The organism is Micrococcus sp. HG099, from assembly GCF_024723355.1.
GTDB classification, from domain to species: Bacteria; Actinomycetota; Actinomycetes; order Actinomycetales; family Micrococcaceae; genus Micrococcus; species Micrococcus endophyticus.
Genome location: NZ_JANQCJ010000126.1, coordinates 1 through 6,344 on the forward strand (window position 1 = coordinate 1; position 6,344 = coordinate 6,344).

Here is a 6,344-nt window from a genome sequence, read left to right on the forward strand (position 1 = left end):
GGCCGGGGTGCCGCCGTCGTCATCCCCCGCTGGGAGTTTCGGGTGACTTGTCGGGGGTGCAGGGCTCCTGCACCCCCGACAAGTCACCCGAAACTCCCGCACAACCGGGGGGCGGGCGCGGGTCAGCGGGTGTGGGCCTGGGGCCCGGTCAGATGGTGGCGAGGTTCGCGTTGACCATCTGGCCCTTGTAGTGCCTGCGCACGGAGACCTTGCGCTCGAGGTCCTCGATGATCGCCGGGGCGAAGTCCACGCCGTAGAGCGACTGGCAGGATCCCAGGCCGCCGGGGGAGAACACGTTCACCTCCATGAGCTTGTCGCCCACGATGTCCAGGCCCACGAGGAACATGCCGTCGGCGAGCAGCTTGGGGCGCACGGCCTCCACGAGCTCGAGCATCTCGTCGGTGACCTTGACCTTCTCGGCCTTGCCGCCGGCGGACATGTTGGAGCGCACGTCGTCCGGGGAGGAGCGACGGCGGAACGCGGCGTACTCGCCGTCCACCTGCAGCGGGCGGCCGTTCATCAGGAACATGCGCACGTCGCCGTTCTTGGCCTCGGGCAGGTACTCCTGGGCCACCACGTAGCCGTCGCGGGCGATGGCCTCGACGATCTGGGAGAGGTTCGGGGACTCCTTGCGGTCCACGAGGAACACGCCGGAGCCGCCGGAGCCCTGCAGGGGCTTGAGCACGGCCTTGCCGCCCATCTCGTCCACGAAGTCGGAGATGAGCTCCTCGTCGCGCGAGATCAGGGTGGTGGGCCGCACGATCTCCGGGAAGTGCTGGAAGTACGCCTTGGACAGGGCGTTGGCCAGGGTGTGCGGGTCGTTGACCACGAGCACGCCCGCGGCGGCGATGAGCTGGCCGAAGGACACGCCTGCGGTGGGAGCCCAGGGGCGGTCGGCGGTGTCGTCGGCGGGGTCGTTGCGCAGCATCACCACGTCGAAGTCGTCCACGCGGGTCTGGATCGCGTTCGCCTCGTCCTGCACGGCCTCGAGGTAGCGCTCGAGGGAGCGGTGGTTCTTGTCCGTGCCGTGCGCGAGCACGGAGAGGGAGCCGTCCGGCTCGTACGCGAAGTCGCCGGTGCCGAACAGGTGCACCTCGTGGCCGGCCTGGGTGGCGGCCAGCGCGAGGCGGGTGGTGGTGTAGACGGGCTTCTCGGTGGCGACGTCGTTGACGACGAATCCGATCTGCATGCTGGTGCTCCTGGGGTGGGGATGCGGGGTGGGTGCCGGGATGGGGTCGCGCCGGCGGGCGCGCGGCGGGGCCGCGGTGGCGGGTCGGGGCCGGCTCAGGCGTTGACGAGCTGCGCCGGGTCCACGATGCCATGCAGCGCGCGGACACGGGAGAGCGAGGCCTCCTCGGTGAGCCAGCGGGCCTGGATGCGGGCGGGCCGCAGGATCTGGCGGCGGTGCAGGTCCTCGAGCAGCGGCAGGTCCGCGAGGGAGAACTTGCCGAGCAGGAACAGGTCCAGCCCGTTGCCGCGCTGGACGTGGTCCACGAGGTCCAGCACGCCGCGCAGGTACACGGCGTCCTTGGTCATGCCGCCGGAGCGGAAGGCGCGCATCACGGTGGTGAACGCCGACGACACCGGGATGCCGTCCTCCACCAGCATGCGGTGGCACTCGCGGAAGTCGGCGCCGGCCACCATGCGGTGCACGGTGACCACGCGGGCGGCGAGCTGGCGCAGGCGGAAGGCGGTGAGCTGGCCGGTGGCCACCTCGGCGAGCACGGCCAGGCCCTCCTGGGTCTCGTCGTAGCCGGCGAGGCCGGTGGCCAGGCAGGCGATCGGCTGGGCGGAGCCGTTGACGTGGGTGACGAGGTGGGTGCCCACCTCGTGCTGCAGGAGCGCGACGGCGCGGGCCCGCTGGACGCGGGTCTCGGGGCCGACGAGGAGGGTGTCGCCGGAGACCATGACCCCGGAGACGTCGCGGCGGATCTCGGCGTGGGCCTCGATGTCCGCGTCCTGGTCGCGCAGGTGCTCGATCTCGTCCTGGGCCAGCTCGAGGAACTCCTTGGCGGTGAGGGCGTCCTCGCCGCCGGCGTCCGGCACGGGCACGGTGGCCAGGATGTGCTCGGCGGTCTCGCGCAGGGCGGGGGTGATGGCGCCGTACAGCTCGATGCTCAGCGGCATGAAGTCCGCGGTGTCGCGGGCCTGCAGCATCTCCAGCTGCAGGTCGAGCTCGCGCTTCTTGTTGCGCAGCAGGGTGCCCAGCACGGGGTCCTCGACGGCCTGGACGGGCACGTCGTAGAGGACCTGGCGCAGCACGTCCGGGTCGTCCTCGAGGCGCCGGTACGTGAAGGGCTCGAGCTCGTCGCCCTCGAGGAACGCCTTGCGGGCGGACTCCACGTTGGTGGGGGTCACGTCCAGCAGGAAGCGGAAGGTGGAGGCCAGCATGCCCAGCTCGTGGTCCACGGCACGGTCCGCGAGGGACAGGCCGGCCGGCGGCTGGTCGCCGGTCCAGCGGGAGAGCATGCGGGAGGCGACGACGCGGCCGGCGCCGCGGGCGCCCGAGGCGAGCGGGTCGCCCCCGTCGGCGGCCCGCCCCGCGAAGGACGGCTCCGCCGGCTGGAAGGGTCCCGTGGACTCCGGGTCGGCGGCCTCGTGCTCGGCGGGCATGGTGCCGTGGGTGTCGGGCGTCTCGCGCGCCCCGCCCTCGGGGGCGCCCACGGCGGCCTGGCCGGCCGTCGTCGGGCCCTCCTCGGGGTCCGGCGGCGCGGTCTCGGGGGTGGGGCGGCGCTCGGTGGCGAGGTCGGTCTCGGGGCTGTCCTGGGGGCTCACGGGGTCGGCACCTTCACGTCGGCGAGGGCCTGGGCGACGGCGTCGGCGGCGTCGGCCAGGGCGGCGGAGAGCTCGGCGACGACGGCCGGGTCCGGGCGGCCCGTCCACTCGTCCATGAACTCCTTCTTGAATTCCAGGGCCAGCACGCAGGCGGCGTCCGGGTGGCGGCGGTGGGCCCAGCGGGCCTCGTTCTGCCCCCAGAACCGCACGTTCTCGCGCACGTCGAGGCGGCGGCCGATCCCGGAGACCAGCGGGCGGGCCATGGAGTCCATGAACGCGTCCACCACGGGGATCCACGGCTCGCGGTCCAGGGAGCCGGTGCCCACGTTCACGTCGGGGTTCTGCTCCTGCGGGGCGGGGCCGGCGTCGGCACCGTCACGGCGGTGGTTGAACGAGTGGACGTCGAAGACGGCGTAGGGGCCGCGCGCGGCGAGCACGTCCAGCCGGCGGCCGAGCTCGGCGTACCAGGCGTCGTGGACCTGTCGGCTGCGCTCGGCGACGTCCTCGTCCAGGCGGCCGCCGCGCCACACGTCCAGGCCCCAGCACTGGCCGGGCTCCATGTAGACGGCGGTGGCGCGGGGGCGGTTGAGGTCCACCTCGAAGCGGGAGCGGTGCATGACCATGCCGGAGCCGACGCCGCCTGCGATCGCGTCCGTGAACGGGTCCTCTTCGCGGAAGCGGTCGTCCTCGGGCAGGATCATCCGCTCGGCCACCTCGGGCCGCAGGTCGTGGCCGGAGTGCACGGTGGTGAACACGACCTGGCCGGCGGCGGCCGGATCGTCCTTCCAGGGGCCGACGACGGCGAACGGCTCGCCGTGCGTGCGCGTGGACACGGATTCCACGGCGTCGGTGCGGGGATGCTCGGCGGCGAGATCGGTCATGGGAGCCGATCGTGGCCGACGCGGCGCCGCCGTGGCAAGGTCCGCCCGCACGGTGCGTGCCGGATCAGCGCCGCCAGCTGCGCCGCAGGACCGTGCGCAGGGCCAACCGCTGGGCCGCGCCCTGCAGCCGGGCCCGCCGGGCGGCGGCGCCCTCGGGCATGCGGATCATGCCCTCCTGGGCCACGGTGGCCACGAGGGTGCCGTCGCGGGTGAACACCGAGCCGGTGCCGAGCCCGCGGGCGCCCTGGGCGCTGGGGGAGTGCTGCACGTAGAGCAGCCACTCGTCCGCGCGGGCGGGCCGGTGGAACCACATGGCGTGGTCCAGGGAGGCCACGGACATCCCGGGCTGGATCCAGGCGACGCCGTGCTGGCGCAGGACGGGCTCGAGCAGCGTGTAGTCCGACGCGTAGGTGAGGGCGGCTACGTGCAAGGCGGGGTCGTCCGCCAGCGGCGTGAACGTCTTCATCCACACCATGTTCCGGTTCTCCGCCTCGGGGGCGGGGTCCACGTAGATCGCCGGGGTGACGTGCCGGATGTCGAAGGGGCGGGCCCAGGCCCACTCCTGGGCGATGGGGTGGTTGATGCGCCCGAGCACGTCGGCCGTGCTGGGGAGCTCCTCGGGCGCCGGGACGCCCTCGGGCATGGCCACATGGTGGTCCAGGGCGGCCTCGGCCGGCTCCTGGAACGAGCAGGTCAGGGCGAGGATGGCCTTCTCATTCTGCGTGGCCAGCACGCGGCGCACGGAGAAGGAGCGGCCGTCCCGCAGGGTCTCCACCGTGAACGTGATGGGCTGCAGGGCGTCGCCGGGGCGGATGAAGTAGCCGTGGATCGAGTGGACGGGCCGGTCCGCGGAGATCGTGCGGGAGGCTGCGGCCAGCGCCTGGGCGAGCACCTGTCCGCCGAACACGCGGCCGTGCGCCTGCCGCGGGGTGGTGCCGGTGAACCGGGGCTGGCCGGTCAGCGGGTCGGCGTCGGCCCGGTTCAGCTCCAGGATCCCGCGCAGCAAGTCCGTGGGGTCCTTGGGCGCCGACGCCGGGCGGGCCGAGGCGCGACCGGGGCGGGGGGCGGGATGACGCTGGGGCACGGGAGGCTCCTCTGTGCGGTGCTGAGCTGGGGGATGCGAGGCGGTGCGGGGCCCCGCCGGGGCGGGGCGGGCCCGGGACGCGACGGACCTGGGACAATGCTCGCATGACCGAGCCTTCCGCCGCCCCCGTCCTCCGCTTCGCCGATGAGCGCGCCGTGCGCGACCTGGAGCAGTTCGCCACGCGGGCCCGCCGGGTCTCGGACACGGGCATGCGCCTGCACGTGGTGCCCGAGGCCGGGCCCTCGCGGACGCCGATGCTCGCCCAATGGGTCTCGGTGCTGCAGCCGGCCGGCCTCGGCGACGAGGTGCCGGTCGTCCTCGGCCTGCGCACCGTTCCCCTGGCCACCGCCGAGTCGGCCGCGGACCTGGACGCCGTCGTCGCCCTGGGCGCGGTGACCGAGCGCACCGCCCGGTTGCGGAGCCGCCAGCCCGTGGACCTGGACTTCTCCGTCCCCCCGGGGCGGGAGCAGGTCACGTGGACCGCGCTCACGCCGCCGCGCTCCGGGTGGACGCCCGCCGCCGAGGTCGCCGACGAGGAGCTGGCGGACGTGGCCGAGCGCGGTGTGGCCGCCGTGCGCGAGGCGCTGCCGGAGAACCCCGGCGAGGCGATGGTCCGCAAGGTCCGCGCCCAGATGTGGGGTCCGCTGCTGGGCGGGGACGCCCTGGGCTTCCCCGCGGGAATGGCCTTCGGCGCCCACGCGCTGGGCTTCCTCCAGCCCGGCGGGCGGGCCCGCCTCAGCACGGCCGGGCCCTGGACCCGCCTGGACACCCCCGGCGGGTTCGTCCTGGGCCGGCCCGCCATGGCTGTCTGAGTCGACGGAAGCCGGACCCGGCCCGGGCCCGGGCCGACGCTCAGGCGGAGTTCTGCAGGGAGTGGGCCGCCCGCTCCAGGTAGTCCCAGAGCTCGGCCTCGTGCAGCGGGGACAGGCCGAGGGTGTCCACGGCCGCCCGCATGTGGGTGAGCCACGCGTCGCGCGCCGCCGGGTCGATCCGGTAGGGGGCGTGGCGCATGCGCAGCCGCGGGTGCCCGCGCTCCTCCGAGTAGGTGCGCGGCCCGCCCCAGTACTGCTCGAGGAACATGAGCAGGCGGCGCTGGGCGCCCTCGAAGTCGTCCTGCGGGTACATGGGGGAGAGCAGCTCGTCCTCGCGCACGCGGGCGTAGAACTCCGCGGTGAGCCGGTCGAAGGTCCCCCTGCCGCCCACGGCCTCGTAGAAGCTCGCCGCCTGGCCCGGCGCCGCGGTCTCGGCGGCGGGCGCGGGCGTGGCGGGGGAGGCGGCCCGGCCGGCCGCGGCGTCGAGCTCCTCGCCCACCGTGGGCTCGAGGAGGCGCGGATGCTGGCCGACCCACACGGTGCGGTCCGGGTCCACGCCGCTCACGCTCCCCTGCACGCGGGCGTCCGTGGTGCGCAGCAGTCCCGCGAGCAGGTGCAGGAGGGTGGACTTGCCGGTGCCGGAGGCCGAGCCGAGCACGGTGAGCGTGCCCGGCGCCGCGCGCAGGTCCACGCCCTGCAGGACGCGCCGGTCCCCGAAGGCCACGCCGACGTCCTCGAGGTGCACCGCGCCGGGCGGGGCCGCCGCGGGGCCGGCCGCGCGCGCCGGTGCGG

6 protein-coding genes are annotated in these 6,344 nt (G+C 74.7%); 1 reads left to right on the forward strand and 5 read right to left on the reverse strand.

The annotated features are described in order from the left end of the window. Positions 1–148 precede the first annotated feature (148 nt). The 4 genes from NWP10_RS09895 to NWP10_RS09910 all read right to left on the reverse strand — a co-directional run bounded on the left by NWP10_RS09895 (position 149) and on the right by NWP10_RS09910 (position 4,740). A complete protein-coding gene (locus NWP10_RS09895) occupies positions 149–1,189 on the reverse strand; it encodes a glutathione synthetase (protein ID WP_017489484.1) in 1,041 nt (346 codons plus the stop codon). A 95-nt stretch (positions 1,190–1,284) separates the two neighbouring features. Next, positions 1,285–2,775, reverse strand: coding sequence for a tyrosine/phenylalanine carboxypeptidase domain-containing protein (locus NWP10_RS09900; protein WP_258300784.1), 1,491 nt, complete (start codon positions 2,773–2,775; stop codon positions 1,285–1,287). Then, on the reverse strand, positions 2,772–3,656 hold the full coding sequence (locus NWP10_RS09905) for an N-formylglutamate amidohydrolase (RefSeq protein ID WP_258300785.1): 885 nt from the start codon (positions 3,654–3,656) through the stop codon (positions 2,772–2,774). Before NWP10_RS09905 ends, NWP10_RS09900 begins: the two co-directional genes overlap by 4 nt. A 64-nt stretch (positions 3,657–3,720) precedes the next feature. Beyond that, the gene (locus NWP10_RS09910) at positions 3,721–4,740 is read right to left on the reverse strand and encodes an acyl-CoA thioesterase II (protein ID WP_258300786.1); all 1,020 of its coding nucleotides are present in this window, start codon (positions 4,738–4,740) and stop codon (positions 3,721–3,723) included. Positions 4,741–4,844: 104 nt separating this feature from the next. On the opposite strand from NWP10_RS09910, the gene NWP10_RS09915 reads away from it, so the two are divergent. Further along, positions 4,845–5,552: a hypothetical protein gene (locus NWP10_RS09915; protein ID WP_258300787.1), complete on the forward strand. Its 708-nt coding sequence runs from the start codon at positions 4,845–4,847 to the stop codon at positions 5,550–5,552. 40 nt (positions 5,553–5,592) lie between these two features. Here the strand turns inward: NWP10_RS09915 and NWP10_RS09920 are convergent, their stop codons facing one another. Then, complete coding sequence (locus NWP10_RS09920; protein WP_258300788.1) at positions 5,593–5,943, reverse strand: globin; 351 nt, start codon at positions 5,941–5,943, stop codon at positions 5,593–5,595. Between the last annotated feature and the right edge of the window lie 401 nt (positions 5,944–6,344).